This is a genomic window from Streptomyces sp. NPDC001714, assembly GCF_042892755.1.
Lineage (GTDB): Bacteria > Actinomycetota > Actinomycetes > Streptomycetales > Streptomycetaceae > Streptomyces.
The window spans coordinates 251,402-274,583 of sequence record NZ_JBIAUL010000004.1 but is presented as its reverse complement, the minus strand read 5'-3'; the positions used below and the strand labels follow the sequence as shown (position 1 = coordinate 274,583).

The following is a 23,182-nucleotide window of genomic DNA, read 5'->3' as shown; positions in this document are numbered from 1 at the left end:
AAGGCCTGCCCGGCGCTCGATCCGGTGCCCGTTCGCGTTCGATGCGGACGGGCACCGCGCCGTTTCCCGGCAGCTCTCGTCACCCCAGGCAACCCTTTAGTGGTAATTAGTCCGCTTCTTCCCCTTATATAAGGGATGCGGCTGATATGAACCTTCTGGACAAAGGGCAACTCCAGGGGCGGGGAATGACAACAGCACAGGTCGGTGTAGTGATCGTCGGCGCCGGCCCGGCAGGGCTCGTCCTGGGGAACCTGTTGCTGGACCGGGGCATCGACTGCGTGATCCTGGAGCGGCGCGACCGTGCCGCGGTGGAGGGCAGGGCCCGAGCCGGGTTCCTCGCGGCCCACTCCGTGCGCGTGCTGACGGAACACGGCCTGGCCGGCGGCCTGCTGGCGCGCGGAAAGACCCACACCACCTGCCTGTTCCGCAGCGCCCGCGGCGAATTCACCCTGGACTACGGCAAGTTGGGCCTGGGTGAACCGCACACCGTCTACCCGCAGCAGGAACTCGTACGGGACCTGGTCACCGAGTACCTGCGGCGCGGCGGGGAGATCCGGTTCGGCGCCGAGGCCGAGGAAGTCGCCGAGGAGGCCGCGGAGGCCCGGGTGCGGGTGCGCGGCGGTGCGGACGTCACCGGGCGGTACGTCGCCGGTTGCGACGGGCACCGGGGGATCGGCCGCGCCGCACTGACGGCCCGCGGCACCCGGACCGCCCGCCGGGACCACGGGGTCTCCTGGCTGGCCGTGCTGGTCGCGGCCCCGCCCAGCCTGGCGGCGGTCGGATACGCCCTGCACGAGCGCGGGTTCGCCGGCCACATGGCACGGACGGACACCGTCACCCGGTACTACCTCCAGTGCCCGCGCGGCACCGATCCCGCCGACTGGAGCGCGGACCGGATCTGGACGGAACTGGCGACCCGGCTGCGGACCGCCGAGTTCGGGCCGCTGCGCCACGGCCCCGTCCTGGAGAAGGCGGTCGTCGACCTGCGCTCCGACGTCCTGGAGTCCCCGGGCGCCGGGCGGCTGTGGCTGGCCGGCGACGCGGCCGGACTCATCAGCCCCTCGGCCGCCAAGGGCGCCAACCTCGCCGTCCTCCAGGCCGAGTTGCTGGCCCGCGCCCTCGAAGCGGCGCTGGCACAGCGCGACGGAACCGGCCTCGCCCGGTACGCCGCCGACTGCCTGCCCCGCGTCTGGCGGGCCCACGAGTTCTCGCACTGGATGAGCGGCCTGCTGCACGGCCCGGCCGGTGCGGACGACGAGGCCCGCTACGGGCGTGCGCTGCAGTACGCCCGTCTGGAGAGCCTGCGCACCTCCCGCGCCCACCAGGACTTCTTCGCCGAGAACTACACCGGCATCTGACCCCCGGGGCCCCTCGGCCCCGGTTCTTCCTGCCCCACGATCATCGGGAATTCTTCATGAACCTCTCCGTCGTACAGGCATGTCTGACGGAAACCGACCTGGACCGGATCCGGCGTGCGGCCGACCACGTCCGCGACCACGACACGGACCAGGTCCTCGCCGGGCTGCTGCCCGGCCTGACGGCCGACGAGCGGGCCGACGTGGCCCGCCACCTCGGCTACGACCACACCGCCGTACTGGTCTTCCCCGCCGCCCTCGACGGGCTTCGCGACGAACTGCGGAGCGCCGGCCTCGACCCGGGCCCCGTCACCCCGAGCGTGGTGGTGCGCCGACGGCTGGCCCGCCGCTACGGCGCCACCCTCGCCGACAGCCCGGTCGGAATCGTGCACGTGCCGGTGGCCGGGCGGACCGTGGAGATCTTCGCGCTGCCCGTGCCACCCGGCTCCCCGCTGGAGACGGTCGCCGCCGACGAACGGACCAACGGCCACGAGTCGCACCACGCCTTCGCGGTGACCGCACCGGGCCGCGTGATCCCCGCCGGACTGCGCACCCTGCTGACCGAACGCGGCGGCGCGGTCCCGGACGGCGGCGGCTACAACAACCACGAGAACGTCACCGTCCTCTACTTCCGCACCACTGACCACCGGCGCTTCGAACTGCGCCTCCCCGGCCGCCAGGAACCGCTCCCCGACCCCGCCCTCGCCCTCCTCGGCGTCATGACCGGCGCCTGGGCCACCCAGGCCGTCCGCACCATGGCCGAACTGGGCATCGCCGACCACCTGGCCGCCCACCCCGCCCTCGACGTCCCCGCCCTCGCGACCCACACCGGCACCGACCCGGACGCCCTTCGCCGCCTCCTCCGCTACCTCGCCACCCTCGGCCTGCTGACGGCATCCCCCGACGGCACCCACCGCCTCACCGCGCTCGGCGAACCCCTGCGCACCCACACCGAGCACTCCCTCCACCCCCTCGCACTGCTCTACGGCGGCCCCTTCTACGACTCCTTCGCCGGGCTCCCGTACGCCGTCAGCACTGGGAAGGAAGCTTTCGCCCACCGCTACGGCCAGCACCACTTCCCCTACTTCGCCGCCCGTCCCGAACTCGGCGACCTCTTCCACCGGTCGATGGCGGCGAGCGCGGAGATGTTCACACCGGTACCGGACCTCGTCGACTTCTCCGCCGCACGACGCGTGGTCGACGTGGGCGGCGGCAACGGCGCCCTGCTCGGCCGGATCCTCCGGGCCCACGGCCACCTGGAGGGCGTCCTGCTGGAACGCCCCGAGGCCCTGGAGGCGGCCCGCTCGCACCTGTCCGACCTGACCGGCCGCTGCGCCTTCGCCGAGGGCGACTTCACGGAGTCCGTCCCGTCCGGCGGCGACGTCTACCTCCTGTCCCGCGTCCTGCACGACTGGGACGACGAACGCTGCCTGACCATCCTGCGGCGCTGCGCGGAGGCGATGCGCGAGGGCAGCCGGCTGCTCGTCGTGGAACGCCTGCTGCCCAGCGACACGGCCGCGGCCTGGGACCTCCACATGCTGTGCAACGTCGGCGGCAGGGAGCGGGAAGAGGCCCACTACGGACGCTTGCTGGAGGAGGCGGGCTTCAAGCCGGCTTCCTGCCACGCGCTTCCCCTGGGAGCCGCGCTTCTGCAGGCCGTCCGGAGCTGAGCACTCCGCTGGTTGCGGCCGTTCGTTCACTGCGGGCCGGTGGGGGCCGGTCGCGCAGTTCCCCGCGCCCCTTACGGGGCGCGAAAGGGGTACGGGCTGATCAGTGTGCGGTGCGGCAACGCGCCCCGACAGGGGCGCGGGGAACTGCGCGACAAGCCACAACGGCGCCGCACCCGGCAACGCGCCGCACCGCCCACGGCGACTAGCCGGCCTGCCCCATCCCCGCCGCGTTGGGCCAGCTCTGGGCGTTCGGCCACCCGGTGGCCGGTGCCGGAGCCAGGTTCGGGACCGGCGGGGCGGGCGCCGTCATGCCCCGTACCTGCGCCGCCGTCAGACCGCCCCGCGCCGGCACCCCGGGCGGCGTGGGCCCGGCCGGAGCGGGGGCCGGAGCCGGGGCGGGGGCCTGCATCTGCATGGGCATCGGGGCCGGTGCGGGCGCCGGCGTCATCGGCATCGGCATCACCGGCGCCATCATCGGCTGCTGCTGGGGCTGCTGCATCTGCATGGCTGCCGCCGGCATCGGCATCCCGACGCCGCCCTGCTGCGCGGCGACGGGGAGCGGCATGCCGACGCCGGCGGCGGGAGCGGCGGCGAGCCCCGGGACGGGCCCCGCGCCGACGGCCTGCGCGAGCTGGATGCCCGCCCCGTTGGTCTCGCTCACCAGCCGGTCCACCGCCGCCGTACCCGAGCTGTAGCTGGTCCCGGTGCTCAGCTCGGGCACGGCGGCTCCCCTCCTGGTCCCGTAGAGCACCTGTTCCAAGGCGGACACCAGGCGACGCACGTCCACCTCGGGGCGCACCACGAGACGCAGGAAGCGGCTGGAAGAGCCGATCTTGTTACCGCACTCACGGACCAGGATCCGGTGCTCGGTGAGCATCCGGTCCCGCACCACGGTGCCCTCGGCGCCCACGGGAAGGCGCACGAAGAGGAAGTTCCCCTGCGAGGGGTAGACCGTCAGGCCGGGCAGGGTGGCGAGCTGGCTGGCCATCTCCAGGCGGTCCTTGCGGATCTGCAGCAGGCTCTGCGCGTACTCGGCGCCGTGCTCCTTGAGCATGAAGACGACGTACTCGGCGAAGGCGTTGAGGTTCCACTTCGGGAGCATCGAGCGGACCTTGCCGGCCAGCGAGGGGTTGGCGACCATGTAGCCGAACCGGATGCCGTGCAGGCCGAAGTTCTTGCCGAGGCTGCGCAGCACGATGACGTTCGGCCGGAGCATCGCCTCCTGGACGACGCTGGGCTCGGCCTCGGCGTCGGCGAACTCCAGGAACGACTCGTCGATGACGATCAGGTCCAGGTCGGCCATGGCGTCCATGAACTGCACCAGCGCCTGCTTGTGCAGGAACCCGCCGTCGGGGTTGTTCGGGTTGCAGATGACGGCGACCTTGGTGCCCCGCTTGCGGATGAACTCGGCGTACTGCGCGAGGTCGAGCGCGAAGCCGTTGGACTCCTGGAGCGGGAACATGTCGACGCGCTTGCCGGTCTCCATCGGCTGGTCGGTCCAGCGGCCGAAGGTGGGGACGGGGATGGCGAGGGACTCGCGGACCAGCAGGTGGTCGATCCAGGTGATCAGCTCGGTGGACCCATTGCCCATGGCCACGGCCTGCGGGGGGAGCTGGAGGAGCTGGCACAGCTCGGCGGTGATGGTGTCGGCGCTGCTCGGGTAGAAGGTGATGATGTCCTTCAGCCGGGCCGCCATCGTTTCCATCATGGCCGGGGTGGGGAAGTAGGGATTGCAGGGAATGCAGAAGTCGACCGGGCCGGTTCCGTCGCCCCCCTCGCGTGCCAGCGCCGCCATCGACGGGCTGTGAGCGCCGCTGCGGAACAACGAGGTGACGTTGCCGGCCATTTAACCTCCGTATGAGGCGGGCCCGATGGGGACGTCCGGGCCCGTCGTCTTGGGCGGCCCGCGCGGGGGAGCACGGACCGCCCTTGAGTACGGGGGCGGGTGCGGCGCTGTTCAACCCGTGTGAAAAAAGTGTGCGTTTACGTTTCTTCGTGGAACCGGGCGGTGCGGCGCCCCGTCGGGCCACCACGTGGGCGCGACCAGCCCCTTACCGGCCGCGCCCACGCGCCTCAGGCGTCGAACGAATGAACCGTCCGCGTCCTGTAGACCTGACCCGGCCGCAGCACCGTCGACGGGAAGTCGGCGTGGTTCGGCGAGTCCGGGAAGTGCTGTGTCTCCAGGCACAGTCCGTCGCCCTGCCGGTAGGTCTGGCCGGCGGTGCCGATGAGGGTGCCGTCGAGGAAGTTGCCCGAGTAGAACTGCAGGCCCGGCTGGTCCGTGGCGATCTTCAGGGTGCGACCGGAGTGCGGGTCGCGCAGCGTGGCGATGTGCTCCGGCTTGGCCGTGACGCCCTTGTCCAGGACCCAGTTGTGGTCGAAGCCCTTGGCCTGCACCTGCTGGGGGTGACCCGCGCGGATGTCCCGGCCGACCGGCTTGCCCTTGCGGAAGTCGAAGGGGGTGCCGGAGACCGTGGCCAGCTCGCCCGTGGGGATCAGACCCGAGTCGGTGGGCGTGTAGCGGCCGGCGGCGATCGTCAACTCGTGGTGCTCGATCGTCCCCGTGCCGTCGCCGGCGAGGTTCCAGTAGGTGTGGTTGGTGAGGTTGACCACGGTCGGCTTGTCGGTGGTGGCCCGGTAGTCGATGATCCAGTCGCCGTGCCGGTTCAGGGTGAAGGTCACCTTCGTCTTGAGGGTGCCCGGGTAGCCCATCTCGCCGTCGACGCTCGTGTAGTAGAGGTGCAGACCGACGTCGGAGCCCGAGGTGAAGCCCTCGATGTCCCAGACCTTCGTGTTGAAGCCCTTGGCGCCGCCGTGCAGGCTGTTGACGCCGTCGTTGACGGAGAGCTGGTAGGTCTTGCCGTCGAGGGTGAACTGGCCCTTGGCGATCCGGTTCCCGTACCGGCCGATGGTCGCGCCGAAGAAGGTGGTCCCGGCGACGTACGCGGCCAGGTTGTCGTAACCGAGCGACACGTTGGCGTACCTGCCGTGCCGGTCCGGGATCTCCAGGGACTGGATGATGCCGCCGTAGGAGAGGACCTTGAGGCGGGTGCCGCCGTTCTCCAGGGACCAGCGGTAGACCTTGGTCCCGTCGGCGAGGGTGCCGAAGAGCTCCTTCACCGGCTTCCTGCCCCCCGAGGCGGCCTCGGCACTCCCCGTGCCGAGGGTGGTGGCGGCGATCCCCGCCGCCGCGGCTCCTGCGATGACCGTGCGTCTGTTCAGTTCCATCTAGCGGCTCCTTGAGAAGAGAGTTGAAAGCCGCCCCGCCGAGCCGCGCCCCCGAAGGGGCGCGGTGCGTACCGAATGTGCGGCTGCCACCGCGTGGGCGCGACCAGCCCCTGACGGCCCGCAGTGTTGATTCGGCCTTCCAGCGGAGCGACCTCGCTGACTTACGAACCGGACTTGCGCTTGTTCCACACGTCGAAGCCGACCGCCGCGAGGAGGGCGAGGCCCTTGATGACCTGTTGCCAGTCGGTGCCGACGCTGAGGAGGTTCATGCCGTTGTTCAGCACGCCGAGGACGAGACCGCCGATGATGGCACCGAGGATGGTGCCGACACCGCCGCTCATGGAGGCGCCGCCGATGAACGAGGAGGCGATCGCCTCCAGTTCGAAGCCGTCGCCCGCCTTCGGCGAGGCCGCGTTCAGCCGGGCCGCTACCACCAGGCCGGCCAGGGCCGCGAGCACGCCCATGTTCAGGAAGACGTAGAAGGAGACCTTCTTGTCCTTGACGCCGGACAGCTTGGCCGCCGGCAGGTTGCCGCCGATGGCGTAGATGTGCCGGCCGAAGACGGCGTTGCGCATCACGTAGCCGTAGCCGACGACCAGCGCGCCGAGGACGATCAGGATGATCGGGGCGCCCTTGTAGCTGGCGAGCAGCATGGTCATGACGAGGATGGCGGCGACCAGCGCGGTCAGCTTCAGCAGGAACAGCCGGGTGGGCGGCACCTCCAGGGCGAACTCCTGCTGGCGGCGCCGGTCCCGGAACTCCTGCCAGACCACGGCGGCGATCAGCACGATGCCCAGCAGCAGCGTGATGTTGTGGTAGTTGGTGTTCGGGCCCACCTCGGGGAGGAAGCCGTTGCCCAGGTTCTGCAGCCCGTTCGGGAACGGGCCGATGGTCTGGCCCTGGAGCAGGATCTCGGTCAGACCGCGGAAGAGCAGCATCCCGGCGAGGGTGACGATGAACGACGGTATGCCGAGGTAGGCGATCAGGAATCCTTGCAGCGACCCGGCCACGGCACCCATCACCAGGCACAGGACCAGCGCGACCGGCCACGGCACGCCGTGGTTGACCGTCAGCACGGCCGCGAAGGCGCCCACGAACGCGGTCAGCGAGCCGACCGACAGGTCGATGTGCCCGGCGATGATCACCATCATCATGCCGATGGCGAGGATCAGGATGTAGCTGTTCTGCAGGACCAGGTTGGAGACGTTGCGCGGCAGCAGCAGGTCGCCGTTGGTCCACACCGCGAACAGGGCGACGATCAGGCCGAGCGCGATCAGCATGCCGTACTGGCGCATGTTGCGGCGCAGCCCGCCGAGGACCAGCTGGAGCAGGTTCCCGTCGGCGGCCGATCCGCTCTTGCCCGGCGGCGCGGGCGCCGGGCTCTTGGCGGTGACATCCGTGCTCATCGCGTTACCTCTTTGTCCTTCGTCATATGGCGCATCAGCACTTCCTGCGTGGCCTCGGCCCTGGGCACCTCACCGGTCAGGCGGCCCGCGGACATGGTGTAGATGCGGTCGCACATGCCGAGCAGCTCCGGCAGCTCGGAGGAGATGAAGACGACCGCCTTGCCCTGGGCGGCGAGCTGGTCGATGACCGTGTAGATCTCGTACTTGGCGCCGACGTCGATCCCGCGGGTCGGCTCGTCGAGGATCAGCACGTCCGGACCCGCGAAGATCCACTTGCTGAGGACGACCTTCTGCTGGTTGCCGCCCGACAGCTTGCCCACCGGCTCGAAGACCGTCGGTGCCTTGATGTTCATGGACTTGCGGTAGCCCTCGGAGACCTGCCGCTCCTCGTGCTCGTCCACGATCCCGCGCTTGGCGACCTTGTTCAGCGCGGTCAGCGAGATGTTGCGGTTGATGGTGTCGATGAGGTTGAGGCCGTAGTGCTTGCGGTCCTCGGTGACGTAGGCGATCCCGTGCCCGACCGCCTCCGCGACCGACTTGGTACGGATCTCCGTGCCGTCCTTGAGGACCGTGCCACCGCTGTAGCGGCCGTAGGTCCGCCCGAAGACGTTCATCGCGAGCTCGGTGCGGCCGGCGCCCATCAGGCCCGCGATGCCGACGATCTCGCCGCGCCGGACGTGGATCGACACGTCGTCGACGACCTTGCGCTCCTGGTCGATCGGGTGCCGCACGGTCCAGTTGCGGATCTCCAGGGCCGGCGCCGCGTCCTCCTCGCCCTCGTAGGAGGTGCGTTCGGGGAAGCGGTGGTCCAGGTCGCGGCCGACCATGCCGGCGATGATCCGCTCCTCCGTCGTCTCCTTCGACTTCACGTCGAGGGTCTCGATGGAGTGGCCGTCCCGGATGATCGTCACCGAGTCGGCGACCCGGCGGATCTCGTTGAGCTTGTGCGAGATGATGATCGAGGTGATGCCCTGGTTCTTCAACTCCAGGATCAGGTCGAGGAGTTTGCCGCTGTCCTCGTCGTTCAGAGCCGCGGTCGGCTCGTCCAGGATGAGCAGCTTCACCTTCTTCGACAGCGCCTTCGCGATCTCCACGAGCTGCTGCTTGCCCACGCCGATGTCGGTGACGCGGGTCTCCGGGTGGTCGTCCAGACCCACCCGGCGCAGCAGCTCGGTGGCGTGCCGCAGGGTCTCCCGCCAGTCGATGAACCCGCCCTTGGCGTGTTCGTTGCCGAGGAAGATGTTCTCCGCCAGCGAGAGGTACGGCGACAGCGCCAGCTCCTGGTGGATGATCACGATGCCGCGCTGCTCGCTCGCCCGGATGTCACCGAACTTGCAGAGTTCACCCTCGAAGAGGATGTCTCCCTCGTAACTGCCGTGCGGGTGGACGCCGGAGAGGACCTTCATCAGGGTCGACTTGCCGGCGCCGTTCTCCCCGCAGATGGCGTGGACCTCGCCCTGGCGGACGGTCAGCGTGACGTCCGACAGCGCCTTGACACCGGGAAAGGTCTTGACGATCGAGCGCATTTCCAGGACGGGTCCCGCCATGGTCGTGCCTTCCAATCAGTAGGTGTCGGCGATTACTTGAGCTCGGCGTCGGTGTAGTAGCCGCCCTTGACCAGGACTTCCTCGTAGTTGGACTTGTCGACGCTCACCGGCTGCAGCAGGTAGGCGGGCACGACCTTGGTGCCGTTGTTGTACGTCTTGGTGTCGTTGACCTGCGGGGTCTTCTTGTTCAGGACGTCGTCGACCATGGTCGCGGCGACCTTGGCGAGCTGCCGGGTGTCCTTGTAGACGGTCTGCGTCTGCTCGCCCGCGATGATCGACTTCACCGAGGCCAGCTCGGCGTCCTGCCCGGTGATGACGGGCAGCGGCTGGCTGCTGGAGCCGTAGCCGTCCGACTTCAGCGCGGCGATGATGCCGATCGAGATGCCGTCGTACGGCGAGAGCACCGCGTCGACCTTGGCGGACTTGTAGGAGGAGGTGAGGATGTCCTCCATGCGCGACTGCGCGGTCGCACCGTCCCAGCGCAGGGTGGTGACCTTGTTCAGCGCGGTCTGGCCGGACTTGACCACCAGCTGCTTCTTGTCGATGTACGGCTGGAGCACGCTCATCGCGCCGTTGAAGAAGTACTTGGTGTTGTTGTCGTCGTTCGAGCCGGCGAACAGCTCGATGTTGAACGGGCCCTTCTTGCCGCTGTCCAGGCCCAGCTTGTGCACGATGTACGTGCCCTGCTCGACACCGACCTTCTCGTTGTCGAAGGACGCGTAGTAGTCGACGTTCTTCGTGCCGAGGATCAGCCGGTCGTAGGCGATGACCGGGATGTTGGCGTCCGCGGCCTCCTGGAGCACGTTGTTCAGGGACTTGTTGTCGATGGCCGCGATGATCAGGCCCTTGACACCCTGCGTGATCAGGTTCTCGATCTGCGAGACCTGGGTGTCCGGGTCGTCCTCGCCGTAGACCAGCTTGGTCTTGTAGCCCTTGGACTGCAGGTTCTTGACGACGTTCTTGCCGTCCGCGATCCAGCGCTCGGAGGACTTGGTCGGCATCGCGATGCCGATCGTGCCGCCCTTGGCGCTGCCGCTGTCCTCCTTGCTGCCGCCTTCACCGCTCTGGCCGCAGGCGGACAGGGTCAGGGCGAGCGAGGCGGCCCCGGCTATGAGGGTGAGGGCGCTTCTACGAGTGCGCATGTGATCGGTCCCTGTTCTTCTCGTCGTTGAGAGATTTCAAGCAAGGTCGGTGGAGCGCCCCGTCAGGGGCGCTGGGGGTGTCCCCGGCCGAAGGCCGGGGGAGGAACTGCGCGACCAGTCACAACGGACCCGCAGTCCCCAACGCTCATTCAGCGGCACCCTCGGCGGGGAACCGGCGGAGAGAACCCGGCAGCCGCGACCCCAGCGGCGCCATCTCCCCGTCCGCCCCGTGCCGCGCCAGCAGGTCCAGGGCGAGCCGCCCCCGCCGCACCCGCTCCTTGGCGGTGCTGAGGGTCACGTCCCGCAGGTGGTTGCCCCACGGGTAGATGCCGGGGGCCTTGGACAGGCCGAACTTGAGGTACACCGGCGCGCCGCGCCGGATCAGCTCGGCCACCTCGTACATCCGGATGTAGCCGCCGAGGTCGTCGGGGGCCTCGATGTACATGTCCATGGGGGCGCCGGACACCCGCCGGATCTCGGTGAGGTGATCGAGTGTCAGGTCGCTCGGCACGTTGATGGAGTCGGCGCCCAGGTGCTCGAAGACGGAGTACGAGGCCGGGTTGACGGGACCGACCAGCGCCGAGACCTTCAGGGTCGTGTCGGCCGGGATGATCCCCGCCTGCCGGGCCCGGTGCAGCGTCCACAGCACCCCCTCGTCGGCGACCAGCAGGCACTTGACGCCCAGTTCCGTCGCCCGTACCGCGTCCTCGACGCAGCCGGCGACGGCGTCGTGGCCGCGTGCGCGCAGTCCGGCCCCCCGCGAGTCCGAGCGCACCGAGCCGCCGATGTCCCAGGTGCCGCGCGGGCCGGTGAACAGGCAGAGCTCGATGTCGCGTTCGTTCGTCGCCTCGACCATCTCGGTGATCTCGGCGTCGGTGAGCATCCACACCCCGCTGCCCTGGCTGATCCGGTGGATCGGCACGTCCAGGCGCGAGGACTCCTTGAGGACGACGGCCAGCGCCTCGGGACCCTCGCAGGAGGGGATCTCGGTGCGCCACTTCCCGCCGCCCGGGAAGCCGTGGGCGGAGGCGTCGGCGGGGTCGAGGGCGGGCGCGCCCAGACCGAGGGCGGTGAGCACCTGCTCACCGGGTCGGCGGGCCGCCGTAACGGAAGCGTCGGTCGTCACAAGCTGTCCTTCGTGTTCGGTATTTCGGACAAGGTTCGCGGCTCGGGGCAGAGAAAAGGCTTGGTGGTACGCCGGCCACGGCGAGGTCAGGGCACGCCGCGACCGGCGTACGACTAGGGGCGGAGCAGCACCTTGCCCACCTTCGGATCACCGGCCCCCACCAGCTCGATGGCGTGCGGGAACTCGGTCAGCGGCAGCTCGTGCGTGATCAGTGGCAGTGGATCGAGGAGACCGGCCCCGAAGACCCGTACCGTGTGCGCCCAGGCGTCCGGCGGTGCCCCGAAGACGGTGTGCACCTCCAGCTGCCGTACGACGAGGTCGGTCGGGTCGAGACCGTCGGCACCCGCGGCCGGGATGCCGGTCAGGACCAGGCGTCCGCCGCGCCTGAGCAGGGAGGCGGCGGTGCGCGCGGCGGACGCGGACCCGGCGGTCTCGATGACGACGTCGAAGTCGTCGGGGAGTTCCTGGTCCCTGGTGCGGAAGTCGGTGGCGCCGAACTGCCGGGACAGCGCCTCCCGGTCGTTGCGCGTTCCCACCACCAGCAGCTCGCCCGGCGAGATCGCGCGCAGGAACTGCACGGCGAACATGCCCAGCGTCCCGGTGCCGACCACCGCGACCCGCTCGCCCGGCTGGGCGTTGCCCTTCAGTGCGGCCGCCGCGATGCAGGCGGCCGGCTCGAGGAGGGCGGCGGCGGTCAGATCCGCGTCGTCCGGCAGGGCGTGCAGCAGGCGGGCCGGGAGGGTGAGCGTGGCGGCCATGGCGCCCGGCTGGGTGAAGCCGGTCTCCTCGTAGCCGTCGGTGCACAGGGTGGTCTCCCCGGCGTGACAGCGGTCGCACACCTGGCAGTTCCGGAACCCCTCGCCGACCACCTTGCGCCCGACGAGCGAGGCGGGCACTCCGGCGCCGACCGCCCGTACCGTCCCCGACCACTCGTGGCCCGGCGTCAACGGGTAGCGCACATACCCCTCGGGCCGGTTCCCCTGGTACACCTCACGGTCGCTTCCGCAAATCCCGACCGCGTGCACGGCGACCAGCGCCTCGCCGGGACCGGGCTCGCGGGGCGTGTGCGCCTCGACCCGGTGGGCGCCCGGCGCCTCGACGACGACCTGGGAACTCACTTCGACGTCCCCTTCGGCTTGCGCTGCTCCCAGCCCTCGGCCCACAGGTCGAACCGGGCCTGCTGCTGCGGGAACTCCGCGGCCGCGTCGGCGTCGAACTCGACCCCCAGCCCCGGCGCGTCCGACAGGTGGAAGTAGCCGTCCACGACCTCCGGCGCGCCCCTGACGACCTTCTTGATCTCGGCGTCGGCGAAGTCGTTGAAGTGCTCCAGGATCTTGAAGTTCGGGGAGGTGAACCCGACCTGGAGGGAGGCGGCGGTCAGCACGGAACCGCCGACGTTGTGCGGGGCGACCAGCACGTAGTGCGTCTCGGCGGTGGCGGCGAGCTTGCGGGTCTCCCAGATTCCACCGATGTGGCCGACGTCCGGCTGGATGATGTCCACGGCCTGGCTCTCGAAGAGCTCGCGGAACTCGATGCGGTCGTGGATGCGCTCACCGGTGGCGACCGGGATGTCCACCTTGGCGGCGACCTTCTCCAGCGCCTTCAGGTTCTCCGGCGGGCACGGCTCCTCCAGCCAGGCCGGCTTGAAGGGCGCGAGCTCGCGCACCAGCCGTACCGCGGTGGAGGGCGAGAACCGGCCGTGCATCTCCAGCATCAGCTCGGCGTCCGGCCCGATGGCGTCCCGTACGGCCTCGATGAGCGACACGGCGTACAGGGTCTGCTCGTGGTCCAGCTCGAAGTGCCCGGTGCCGAACGGGTCGATCTTCAGCGCCTTGTACCCGCGCTCGATGACCCCCTGGGCGGCCTTGTGATAGGCCTCCGGGGTCCGCTCGGTGGTGTACCAGCCGTTGGCGTACGCCTTGACCTTGTCGGTCACCTTCCCGCCGAGCAGCTGCCACACGGGCACGCCCAGCGCCTTGCCCTTGATGTCCCAGCAGGCCATCTCGACGACGGCGATCCCGGACATGACGATCTCACCCGCCCGGCCGTAGTCGCCGTACTTCATCCGGCGCACCAGGTCTTCCACCGCGAACGGGTCCGAACCGAGAATGTGGTTGGCCTCGGCCTCTCGCAGATAGCCGATCAGCGCGTCGGTGTGACCGAGCATCCGGGTCTCGCCGACTCCCGTGATCCCCTCGTCGGTGTGCACCTGGACGTACGTCAGGTTGCGCCACGGCGTCCCGACCACGTGTGTGCTGATTCCGGTGATGCGCACGGCGGTTGCCCCTCAGCTGTTCGAGATTTCGTCACACGTTCGAAATGCTGGCGTGACAGTAAGGACGGGGCGGCGGGGGTGTCAATGGGTCGAACAGGTAACGGTTTCGGCAAGGCTTTCGACAGCTTTTTCGGTCTCCCACAGAACCTTCACAGAGGTGCCTGGTTATGTGACCCGTGGGGAACTTAGTCTTCCCGCGTCATGGACTACTGCCACCCGTGCCGACGGCACCTCAACGGCGCCCTCGCCTGCCCGGGGTGCGGCACCGCCGCCGAGACGCTACGCGCGTCAGCGCCGGAGGCGGCCCCCTCCGAACCGGTCACGCCCGGTGAATCGCCGTACCCGGAGCCGGAGTCCGCCGACGGCGGATACGGCCCGGGCCCGGACGGCGCCGAGGACGCCGAGGATGCCGAGGTCGACGGGCCGCCGGCGGGCGGCCGGGCCGAGCGGCGGCGGGCGGCGCGCGGGCGCGGCGGTCGGAGCCGGGGGCAGGCCGCCGAGAGTTTCGCGGAGGATCCCGAGGAGCCGCTGTCCGCCCCCGACGGAAGCCGTCGCGACCGCAAGGCCGCGGCTCATCGCCGACGGCGCCGCAGGGTCCTGTTGGTGGCCGTGGCGTGCGTGCTGGCGGTGGGCGGCCTGAGCCTCGCCGAACTCGGCACGGACGCCATACCGTTCACCAGCCCCGGCCCGGCCGCGGCGGGCGGCGACACGACCGACGGCGGTACGTCGACGTCGTCCCCCGGTACGACGGCTCAGCCCCTCGGTGACACGTCCGGCGCCACGGGCGCGACGAGCTCCGCCTCGGCCGACCCCTCGGCGTCCCCGTCCCCCTCCTCCTCGAAGGACAAGGCGTCCGGCTCCCCGTCGGCGTCCCCGAAGGACACGGACGCCCAATCGGCGACGACGGGTTCGGGCACGGTGACGGCCCCGGCGGCGACCCCGACGACCACGGCGGCGTCGACCCCGACGGCGGACCCGACGACGTCGGCCCCCGCCCCGTCGCCGAGCCAGACGTGCAACAGGTTCCTCTGGTGGTGTACGTGAGTGGAGCGCCCCCAGCTCCACCGGCCCGCACCCGAAGAACCCACTCAAGCAAATCCTGCAAACGTGTCACATTCGACGAACCCGCTCCGTCGTAGGGGTGTAGCCCACTGAGCCACACCACAGGGAGCACCCCATGGAAGCCCGTCTGAACCTCTTCGCCAGCCCCGTCGCCAACAAGCTGATCAAGGCCTTCAACGGCGCGGGCAAGGCCGCCGAGGGGACGTCGATCCCCGCCGCCACCCTGGAACTGGTCAAGATCCGCGCCAGCCAGATCAACGGCTGCGGCTTCTGCCTCGACATGCACACCAAGGACGCGGCCGAAGCCGGCGAGACCCAGCAGCGACTCCACATGGTCGGCGCCTGGCGCGAGGCGACCGTCTTCACCGAGGCCGAGCGCGCCGCCCTGGAACTGGCCGAGCAGGGCACCCGGATCGCCGACGGGGCGGGCGGTGTCCCCGACGAGGTGTGGGAGAACGCGGCCAAGCACCACACCGAGGAGGAACTCGTCGCACTGGTGGCGACGATCGCCCTGATCAACGCCTACAACCGACTGAACGTCATCTTCCGGCAGCCGGCCGGCGACTACCGGCCGGGCCAGTTCGCGTAACCCCCGGGCGGGGGCCGGTGCCGTCGGGTGCCGGCCCCGCGTTCACCCCTCCAGCATGCGGCGGAGCAGGTCCCGCAGGGACAGCCGCTCCTCGTCCGAAAGACCCGCCAGCGGCTCGCGCGCGAAGCGCAGCCCCTCGCGCAGGTCGCGGGCGACCCGGCGCCCCTCGTCCGTCGCCGCGGCCAGCTTCACCCGGCGGTCGGCCGGGTCGGGCCGCCGCTCCACGAGCCCGCGCGCCTCAAGGCGGTCCACGATCCCGGTCACGTTGGACGGCTCGCACTTCAGCTTCTGCGCCAGCTTCCGCATCGGCAGCGGCTCCAGCGAGAGCAGGCTGAGCAGCCGCGCCTGCGCCCCGGTGAGTGCGTGCTCGCCCGCCGCCTCCTCGTAGTCCGCGTAGAAACGGGCCACGACGTCCCCGATGAGCTCGACGACCTCCAGGGTCAGGGCGTCGGGACGGCGGGTCTTCGCTGGGCTGGACTGTGGGGTGGACATGCACCCCAGGGTACCGCGTTACTTGACATCATGAAATATTCAGGAGCATGGTTGTTTCAGGTACTGAAGTAATTTCGGAAAGGCGCATGTCATGATCAACCGCGAGTGGCACCTGCTCAGCCGTCCCGTCGGCTGGCCGAAGCCCGAGGACTTCGCCCTGGTCGAGGCGGAGGTCCCCGCGCCGGGTGAGGGACAGGTGCTGGTACGGAACAAGTACCTCTCCGTCGACCCGTACATGCGCGGCCGGATGAGTGCCGCGAAGTCGTACGTCGCCCCCTTCGAGCTGGGCAAGGTCATGCAGGGCGGCGCGGTCGGCGAGGTCGTCGAGTCGAACGCCGAGGGCATCGCGGCCGGCGACCACGTCCTGCACTTCTTCGGCTGGCGCGAGTACGCGGTCGTGGACGCGAAGAACGCGGTCAAGGTCGACGCCGACGCCGCGCCCCTGTCGACCTACCTCGGCGTCCTCGGCATGACCGGCCTCACCGCCTACGCGGGCCTGCTGCGCACCGCCTCCTTCAAGGAGGGCGACTCGGTCTTCGTCTCCGGCGCGGCCGGCGCGGTCGGCAGCCAGGTCGGCCAGATCGCCAAGCTCAAGGGCGCCTCGCGGGTGATCGGCTCGGCCGGCTCCGACGAGAAGGTCAAGCTGCTGGTCGAGGAGTACGGCTTCGACGCCGCCTTCAACTACAGGAACGGCCCGGTCGGCGAGCAGCTGCGCGCCGCCGCGCCCGACGGCGTGGACGTCTACTTCGACAACGTCGGCGGCGACCACCTGGAGGCGGCGATCGGCCAGCTCAACCGGGACGGCCGGATCGCGATCTGCGGCATGATCTCCGTCTACAACAGCACCGAGCCCGTCCCCGGCCCGAAGAACCTCGCCCGCCTCATCCAGACCCGCGGCCGGATCGAGGGCTTCCTGGTCGGCGACCACTACGACCTGCAGCCGCAGTTCGTCGCCGAGGTCGGCCCGTGGGTGGCCTCCGGGCAGCTGAAGTACCGGGAGACGGTCGTCGAGGGCATCGAGAACAACGTGGAGGCGTTCCTCGGGGTCCTGCGCGGCGACAACACCGGCAAGATGATCGTCAAGCTGTAGGTCTGTCTCCGTTTTTCGGCATGCGGTAACTTCTTTCCGAAACCGTCGTCGATCGTGGGCGCGAGTCGCGGCGGACCGAGGAGAGAAGAAACCGCATGCCCATTCAGCAGTCCGACGTCCTCTACACCGCCGTCGCCACCGCCGAGAACGGCCGGGACGGCCGGGTCGCCACCGACGACGGCCGGCTCGACGTCGTCGTCAACCCGCCGAAGGAACTGGGCGGCAGCGGGTCCGGGACCAACCCGGAGCAGTTGTTCGCCGCCGGGTACAGCGCGTGCTTCCAGGGGGCGCTGGGGGTCGTCGCCCGGCAGGCCGGGGTCGACGTGTCCGGGTCCAGGGTGACCGCGAAGGTGGGGCTCGGGAAGAACGAGGAGGGCTTCGGGATCGTCGTGGAGATCTCGGCGGAGATTCCGGGCGTCGAGGAGGGGGTTGCCCGTGAGCTTGTGGAGAAGGCGCACGGGGTCTGCCCTTACTCGAAGGCGACTCGGGGGAACATCAGCGTGACGCCGGCCTGACGGCGGTCGTTGCGCTGTGGGGAGGCCGCACCCTTGGACGTGGGGTGCGGTCTCCGGTCGTGCCGGGTGCGGGTGCGTTGTGGTTGCTCGCGCAGTTCCCCGCGCCCCTAAAGGGGCGCGTTCATTGCCGCCTTGTGAACGGCCCGCGCCAGCCGGTCGTTCTCCGGGGCCGCTCCTCCCGGGAACGCGAACCGGCGGCGTGTGTAGCCGTAGGCGACCCCGCTGCGCGGGTCCGCGAAGGCCTGGGAGCCCGCTGCTCCGCTGTGGCCGATCGTGCCCGCGCCGAGGAACGGGTGCCAGGTGTCCGCGGTCGCCTGGAAGCCCAGGCCGTACGACTTGTGGGTGCGGGCCACCAGGTCGTACCCCACCGAGTGGAACTGGCCGAACTCCGCCACCGTGTCCTCCTTCAGCAGGGGGGCCTCGCCGTCGATCTCGCTGAGCAGGGCCGCGTACATCCCGGCCAGGCCGCGTGCCGACGCCACCCCGCCGAAGGAGGCCGGGCCCTTGGCGCGGACCAGCCGGTCGTTGGGGAGGGCCGTGAGGTCCGTGGGCTCGGCCGTGTGCCGGTTGAAGGCGATCCCCGCGAGGGTCTGCGGGCCGGACGGGGCGGAGTCGAGCAGGGCCTGCTGCTCGGGCGTGGGCCGCATCGGCTGGGTCGTGCGGAATCGCGGCTCGTGCGCGGCCGGCAGACCCAGGAAGAAGTCGAGGCCGTACGGCGCCCGGACCCGCTCCTCGTACACGTCCTGGAGCGTACGGCCGGTCGCGCGCCGTACCACCTCGCCGGTGAGCGCCCCGATGACGAGGGCGTGGTAGCCGAAGGCCGTGCCCGGCCGCCAGAACGGCCGCTGGTCGGCGAGGCGTTCGGCCATCGCCCGGTCGTCGGTCAGCTCCTGCGGGCTGAACCCGGAGTCGGTGCCGACCAGGCCCGCCCGGTGCGCGAGCAGGTCCCGCAGGGCCAGCGTGCCCTTGCCCTCGGCGCCGAACTCCGGCCAGTAGTAGGTGACTTTGCGGTCCAGCTCCAGCGTGCCGTCCTGCACCAGCATCGCCACGACCAGGTGCGCCGCCCCCTTGGTGGACGAGAACACGCCGTACAGGGAGTCCCCGTCGGCCCCCTCGCCCGCCCACAGGTCGACGACCCGCCGGCCGTGGACGTACGCACACAACTGCCCCTCGTAGTCGGCCGGTTCGCCGGCGACGAAGGCGGCGAACTCATCGCGCACCGCCTCGAAGCCCTCCGAGACCGTGCCCTGGACGGTGATCTCCTGCGTCATCCGTTCTCCTCAACCGAGCCGCCGGGGCAGCTCCCACTGTGAACAACGCCCTACCCACCTGGGCGACCTACCCCTTCCTGCGATCGGTACGGCGAGATGTACCTGTTCGACTCAACCGGGGCATGCTGAGGGCGGACACACCGCGGACAGACCCCACAGCGGCGGGAGGGCTCCGGCCCATGGCGACGATTCCTTCACTTCCCGGCAGGGCGGACGTGCTGCGCATGGCCCGCAGCACCACCGACATCACCGGCCAGCTCCTGGACACCGCCCAGAACCTCACGAAGATCGCGCTCAACACCCTGGACCCACGCGAGGGCTCGGCCCCCGAACTGCTGCGCGTCCTGCGCCGCACGACCGCGGAGCTGGCCGAGGCCAGTGCCGCACCGGGGGCACAGGAGGCCTTCTACCGCATCGTCGAGACCCTCACCCGGCTCGGCACCAGCGGCGCCCCGCTGGCCGTGCACCCGGTGGCCGAGCCGCTCCTTGCGGCCCTCAGGGACAGTCTGCTGCCGCTGCTGGACGCGGTGGAGCCGGCGGTGGAGGAGTTCGCGGCGGCGCTCCGTGAACTGACCGAGGCGCTGTCCCCGCTGCTGCCCGCGGCCGCGGGCGGGGCGGCCGGCGTCCTGCTGGCCCTCACCCCGCTGCTGCGCACCGCGGCCGAGGTCCTCCGTGACTCCGCCCCCGAACTCCACCGCATCGCCGACGCCGTCACCTCGGCGGTGGCCCCGCTGCTGCCCCTCCAGGTGGCCCTGGCCGAGCGCGCGACCGCGGCGGGCGCGGGCGTGGTCCGGGCCGCGCTGCCGCCGCTGGCCGACCTGACGGAGGCGGCGGCGAAGACGGCCAGGGCGACGGGCCCGGTCCTGATCGCCGCCGAGGAACTCGCCGTGACCGGGCTCGAACACCTCCAGCCCGTCCTGCTGTCCTCCGCCGCCCGCGCCGGCCGGGTGGCCCGGGCGACGGCGGTACGGGTGTCGGCGGCGGTCAGCCCGGCGGCGGACCGGGGCGTGGTGGTGGCGGTGACGCCCGCGTAGGCGCTCCGCCGGGACGGCCGAGGTGAGTCGTCGTCCGGCCGCGGCGCCGTGGTGGCTGGTCGCGCAGTTCCCCGTGCCCCTACGGGGCGCTGCCCCGGTAAAGTTTTGGCCATGCGTGATCTCGGGGTGGGTTTCGGTTATCTCCTCAAGGGCCAGCGGTGGGTCGGTCGGCACGGCAGGCAGTTCGGGTTCGGTCTGCTGCCCGGCCTGATCACCCTCGTCATGTACGCGGCGGCCCTGGTCGCCCTCGCGATATGGGGAGCGGACTTCGTCGCCTGGGCCACCCCGTTCGCCGACGACTGGTCCAGCCCCTGGCAGGGCCTCTTCCGCGGCTTCCTCACCGCCGTCCTGTTCGCCCTCGGCCTCCTCGGCGCCGTCCTCACCTTCACCGCGGTGACGCTGCTGGTCGGCCAGCCGTTCTACGAGAACCTCTCCGAGAAGGTCGACGCGGACGTCTCGCCCGACGGCACCGCGCCCGAGTCCGGGCTGCCGTTCTGGCGCGAGCTGTGGATCTCCGCCCGGGACAGCCTGCGCATCCTGGTCCGGGCCGCCCTCTGGGGCCTGCTGCTCTTCGCCCTCGGCTTCCTGCCCCTCGTCGGGCAGACCGTCGTACCGGTCATCGGCTTCTTCGTCACCGGCTTCTTCCTCACCGAGGAACTCACCGCCGTCGCCCTCCAGCGCCGGGGGGTCGACCTGCGCGCCCGGCTCACCCTGCTGCGCTCCCGCAGGTCCCTGGTGTGGGGCTTCGGCACCCCGCTGGGCCTGGTCTTCCTGGTCCCGTTCGTCGCGGTGTTCCTGATGCCGGGCGCGGTCGCGGGCGCCACCCTCCTCGCCCGCGACCTGCTGGGCGAGGAGACGGCGGCGGAGGACGACGAGCGGGCGGACGAACCCGTCAGTTCCTGAAGCTCGCGTCCGCCGCCACGGTCACGATCGCCCGCACCTGGTCGATGATGTCCACCCGGTTCCGCACGAACTCGGGGTCGGTCACCTCCGTCGTGTTCCCGGCACCGAACTGCAGCACCGGCGTGTGCACATGCCCGCCGGGCAGGGTGTCGTGCAGCCCGAGCCGGTCACGCAGCAGCGTGGCCCGGTAGGCGATCTCGTTGGAGAGGTAGTTCCCGCCGCCCCCGGCCCGCGCGGTGGACCCGGCGGTCGGCCCGTCCGCCCGTACGACGGGGTCGGTCCCGCCCACCGGGATCTCGGTCACCTCTGTGTGGTCGTACACCGGGAAACGCCCCGTGTCCGCCGCCGTGATCGCCGCGTACGGGAGGGTGGTGGTCGTCCACTGCGGCTGCGAGGCCGGGTCGGTGACCGGGACGGTCTCGGTCCGGCCGATGTTCTCGTTGTCCGGGAACCCGCCGCGCCAGGCGCCGTTCGTCCGCTCCACGTCGAACCGCCCGACCCGCCCCTGGCTCACGGTCGTGAACAGGTCCACCTTCGGCAGGTACGGCCGGAGCGTCCGCTCCACGGTCCCGGCCGCGAAGTCGTCCCACCGCACCGGGAACACGGCCGCCTCCACCCGCGCGGGCCCCTCGGCGGTCTCGATCACGGTCCCGTCGAGGGCCAGCGCGCTCGCGCCGGACGGGTTGGAGATCCGGATGTCCCGGTCGAGCGTGAACGGGTCGAACCCGGTGACGAGGATCCGCCGCAGGCCCTTCCCCGGGTACCGGATGTCGGTCTGCCCGCGCGAGGTCCGCTCCAGCAGGTCCAGCAGCGCCGCCCGCTGGCGCCCGCTCACCCCGAACCCCGGCTCCCACGTACGCACCTGGCGGGTCATCCCGAGCCGCGCCCAGTACAGCGGCCGGTCGTCGTCCCGGCTCATATCACCCCCGTCCGGCCCCCGCCCCTGCGCCCGGTCCACGGCCCGCCGCCACAGCGCCGACCCCTGCCGTTCGACGACCCGCCGGGCCTGTGCGTAGGAGTGCGCGTCCGCCAGCGCCCGGGCGAATCCCGGAGCCACGGCATCGAACCCGGACCGCCGGAGTATCTCCTGCGGCACGGGCTGGTCGAGCCGCTGTTCCTCGACGGTGGGGGAGGGGGCGGTGGTGGCGTGCGCGGCGGTGGGGACGAGCCCCCCGGCCAGCAGCGCGATTCCGAGGACGCCGATCCGAACACGTAAGGAAGTCACGGGAGTTGGCCTTCCGTCGCAGTGGGGTGCGTGGTGCCGATCGGGCGCAGTATCGCGTGTGGGCCGCTACGTGGTCTACACCATGAGCCAGCCCACGACCCCGTGGGCGGTTGTGAAGGGTTCGTACGAGATCGCCGCGACGCGCCCGATGAGCGGCCGTCTTCGCGCGGCCACGGCTAAGGTCGGAGCCGGGACGAGTCCCCCTTGAGCAGCCCCGGTCCGGGACCTGACCCCTGGACCGGGGCTTGCGTGTCGGTGGGTGGCGTCAGCCCCGTACCCCGAAGCCGTACACCGTCACCGAGCGGTAGGTCCCGCCCGGATCCAGCCTGGTGCTCGGGAAATCGGGGCGGTTGGGGGAGTCCGGGAAGTGCTGGGTCTCCAGGGCGACGCCGTCGCCGGGGGCGAACGGGCCGGTCAGGTGCTCGGCGGTGTAGAGCTGGATGCCGGGTTCGGTGGTGGCGACGGTGAGGGTGCGGCCGGAGGCCGGGTCGTACAGCTCGCCGATCTGCACGGGGGTGTCCGTCACCCCCTTGTCGAGGACCAGGTTGTGGTCGTAGCCGGAGCCGACCTTGCGGGCCGTACGGAAGTCGAAACGGGAGCCGGAGACGTCCTCCAGTACCCCCGTCGGAATGAGGTCGCCGTCCACGGGGGTGTAGTGCGAGGCCGCGATCCGCAGCTCGTGGCCGCCCGCGTTCCCGGAGCCCGCCAGGTTGAAGTAGCTGTGGTTGGTGAGGTTCACGACGGTCGGCGCGTCGGTGACCGCCTCGTAGGAGATGTGCAGCGCGCCGGAGTCGTCCAGCGTGTACGTCACGGCGACCTTCAGCCGCCCCGGGAACCCCTCCTCCCCGTGCGGACTCACCCGGGTCAGCCGCACCCCGTGCTCGACGGCCGCCACCTCCCACACCCGCTTGTCGAAACCGCGGGCGCCGCCGTGCAGGGAGTTGGGCCCGTTGTTGGGCTCCAGGGCGTAGGTGACGCCGTCCAGCGGGAAGCGGGCGTGGGCGATCCGGTTGGCGTAGCGGCCGACCAGGGCGCCGAAGTACGGGCCCGGGTTCTCCAGGTAGCCGTCCAGATCGGCGAACCCCAGCACCACGTCCGCCGTCCGCCCGTCCCGGTCCGGGACCTCGACCGACTGCACGATCCCGCCGTACGACAGCACCCGCACCCGGGTCCCCGCGCGCTCCAGCGTCCAGCGGTGCACCGCGGTGCCGTCGGAAAGTGTGCCGAAAAGTTCGCTCATGGGGAAACCCTA

20 protein-coding genes are annotated in these 23,182 nt (G+C 70.8%); 8 read left to right on the top strand and 12 right to left on the bottom strand.

Annotated elements, in window-relative coordinates; all coding sequences use genetic code 11:
- Positions 1–185 precede the first annotated feature (185 nt).
- Positions 186–1,358 carry a 4-hydroxybenzoate 3-monooxygenase gene (locus ACFY0P_RS12880; RefSeq protein ID WP_388910746.1) on the top strand — a complete coding sequence of 391 codons (1,173 nt, stop codon included), beginning with the start codon at positions 186–188 and terminating at the stop codon, positions 1,356–1,358.
- Positions 1,359–1,414: 56 nt separating this feature from the next.
- Entirely contained in the window at positions 1,415–3,025 is a 1,611-nt protein-coding gene (locus ACFY0P_RS12875; protein WP_388910743.1) for a methyltransferase, read from the top strand.
- 202 nt (positions 3,026–3,227) lie between these two features.
- On the opposite strand, the gene ACFY0P_RS12870 is transcribed toward ACFY0P_RS12875, so the two are convergent.
- From ACFY0P_RS12870 to ACFY0P_RS12835, 8 genes are all read right to left on the bottom strand, one after another.
- Positions 3,228–4,871, bottom strand: a complete 1,644-nt coding sequence (locus ACFY0P_RS12870) for a pyridoxal phosphate-dependent aminotransferase (RefSeq protein ID WP_388910740.1) — start codon at positions 4,869–4,871, stop codon at positions 3,228–3,230.
- 227 nt (positions 4,872–5,098) lie between these two features.
- A complete protein-coding gene (locus ACFY0P_RS12865; RefSeq protein ID WP_388910737.1) occupies positions 5,099–6,253 on the bottom strand; it encodes an aldose epimerase family protein in 1,155 nt (384 codons plus the stop codon).
- A 161-nt stretch (positions 6,254–6,414) separates the two neighbouring features.
- A complete protein-coding gene (gene mmsB, locus ACFY0P_RS12860; protein ID WP_388910734.1) occupies positions 6,415–7,659 on the bottom strand; it encodes a multiple monosaccharide ABC transporter permease in 1,245 nt (414 codons plus the stop codon).
- Positions 7,656–9,206 carry a multiple monosaccharide ABC transporter ATP-binding protein gene (mmsA, locus tag ACFY0P_RS12855; RefSeq protein WP_388910731.1) on the bottom strand — a complete coding sequence of 517 codons (1,551 nt, stop codon included), beginning with the start codon at positions 9,204–9,206 and terminating at the stop codon, positions 7,656–7,658. The genes mmsB and mmsA overlap by 4 nt, the downstream gene beginning before the upstream one ends.
- A gap of 32 nt (positions 9,207–9,238) precedes the next feature.
- A complete protein-coding gene (chvE, locus tag ACFY0P_RS12850) occupies positions 9,239–10,348 on the bottom strand; it encodes a multiple monosaccharide ABC transporter substrate-binding protein (protein ID WP_388910728.1) in 1,110 nt (369 codons plus the stop codon).
- A 145-nt stretch (positions 10,349–10,493) separates the two neighbouring features.
- Positions 10,494–11,474, bottom strand: a complete 981-nt coding sequence (locus ACFY0P_RS12845) for a hypothetical protein (RefSeq protein ID WP_388910726.1) — start codon at positions 11,472–11,474, stop codon at positions 10,494–10,496.
- Positions 11,475–11,587: 113 nt separating this feature from the next.
- Positions 11,588–12,592 (bottom strand): zinc-binding dehydrogenase, encoded by a 1,005-nt coding sequence (locus ACFY0P_RS12840; RefSeq protein ID WP_388910723.1) that lies wholly within the window; start codon positions 12,590–12,592, stop codon positions 11,588–11,590.
- Positions 12,589–13,749 carry a mandelate racemase/muconate lactonizing enzyme family protein gene (locus ACFY0P_RS12835; RefSeq protein WP_388910720.1) on the bottom strand — a complete coding sequence of 387 codons (1,161 nt, stop codon included), beginning with the start codon at positions 13,747–13,749 and terminating at the stop codon, positions 12,589–12,591. The genes ACFY0P_RS12840 and ACFY0P_RS12835 overlap by 4 nt, the downstream gene beginning before the upstream one ends.
- A gap of 201 nt (positions 13,750–13,950) precedes the next feature.
- Here ACFY0P_RS12835 and ACFY0P_RS12830 point away from each other — a divergent pair, with 201 nt between their 5' ends.
- Positions 13,951–14,793 (top strand): hypothetical protein, encoded by an 843-nt coding sequence (locus ACFY0P_RS12830; protein WP_388910717.1) that lies wholly within the window; start codon positions 13,951–13,953, stop codon positions 14,791–14,793.
- Between the two features lie 133 nt (positions 14,794–14,926).
- Entirely contained in the window at positions 14,927–15,400 is a 474-nt protein-coding gene (locus ACFY0P_RS12825; protein WP_388910714.1) for a carboxymuconolactone decarboxylase family protein, read from the top strand.
- A gap of 42 nt (positions 15,401–15,442) precedes the next feature.
- On the opposite strand, the gene ACFY0P_RS12820 is transcribed toward ACFY0P_RS12825, so the two are convergent.
- On the bottom strand, positions 15,443–15,892 hold the full coding sequence (locus ACFY0P_RS12820; protein WP_388910711.1) for a MarR family winged helix-turn-helix transcriptional regulator: 450 nt from the start codon (positions 15,890–15,892) through the stop codon (positions 15,443–15,445).
- A 91-nt stretch (positions 15,893–15,983) separates the two neighbouring features.
- On the opposite strand from ACFY0P_RS12820, the gene ACFY0P_RS12815 reads away from it, so the two are divergent.
- Both ACFY0P_RS12815 and ACFY0P_RS12810 read left to right on the top strand, forming a co-directional pair.
- On the top strand, positions 15,984–16,982 hold the full coding sequence (locus tag ACFY0P_RS12815; protein ID WP_388910708.1) for an NADP-dependent oxidoreductase: 999 nt from the start codon (positions 15,984–15,986) through the stop codon (positions 16,980–16,982).
- 95 nt (positions 16,983–17,077) lie between these two features.
- Complete coding sequence (locus ACFY0P_RS12810) at positions 17,078–17,497, top strand: organic hydroperoxide resistance protein (RefSeq protein ID WP_388910705.1); 420 nt, start codon at positions 17,078–17,080, stop codon at positions 17,495–17,497.
- 107 nt (positions 17,498–17,604) lie between these two features.
- Here the strand turns inward: ACFY0P_RS12810 and ACFY0P_RS12805 are convergent, their stop codons facing one another.
- Positions 17,605–18,768: a serine hydrolase domain-containing protein gene (locus ACFY0P_RS12805; protein ID WP_388910702.1), complete on the bottom strand. Its 1,164-nt coding sequence runs from the start codon at positions 18,766–18,768 to the stop codon at positions 17,605–17,607.
- Between the two features lie 179 nt (positions 18,769–18,947).
- Between ACFY0P_RS12805 and ACFY0P_RS12800 the strand changes: the two genes are divergently transcribed.
- Positions 18,948–19,802 (top strand): hypothetical protein, encoded by an 855-nt coding sequence (locus ACFY0P_RS12800; RefSeq protein WP_388910699.1) that lies wholly within the window; start codon positions 18,948–18,950, stop codon positions 19,800–19,802.
- 111 nt (positions 19,803–19,913) lie between these two features.
- Entirely contained in the window at positions 19,914–20,705 is a 792-nt protein-coding gene (locus tag ACFY0P_RS12795) for an EI24 domain-containing protein (RefSeq protein WP_388910696.1), read from the top strand.
- On the opposite strand, the gene ACFY0P_RS12790 is transcribed toward ACFY0P_RS12795, so the two are convergent.
- Positions 20,695–21,930, bottom strand: coding sequence for a pyroglutamyl peptidase (locus ACFY0P_RS12790; RefSeq protein ID WP_388910693.1), 1,236 nt, complete (start codon positions 21,928–21,930; stop codon positions 20,695–20,697). The genes ACFY0P_RS12795 and ACFY0P_RS12790 overlap by 11 nt on opposite strands.
- A gap of 265 nt (positions 21,931–22,195) precedes the next feature.
- Positions 22,196–23,170, bottom strand: coding sequence for an aldose epimerase family protein (locus ACFY0P_RS12785; protein ID WP_388910690.1), 975 nt, complete (start codon positions 23,168–23,170; stop codon positions 22,196–22,198).
- Between the last annotated feature and the right edge of the window lie 12 nt (positions 23,171–23,182).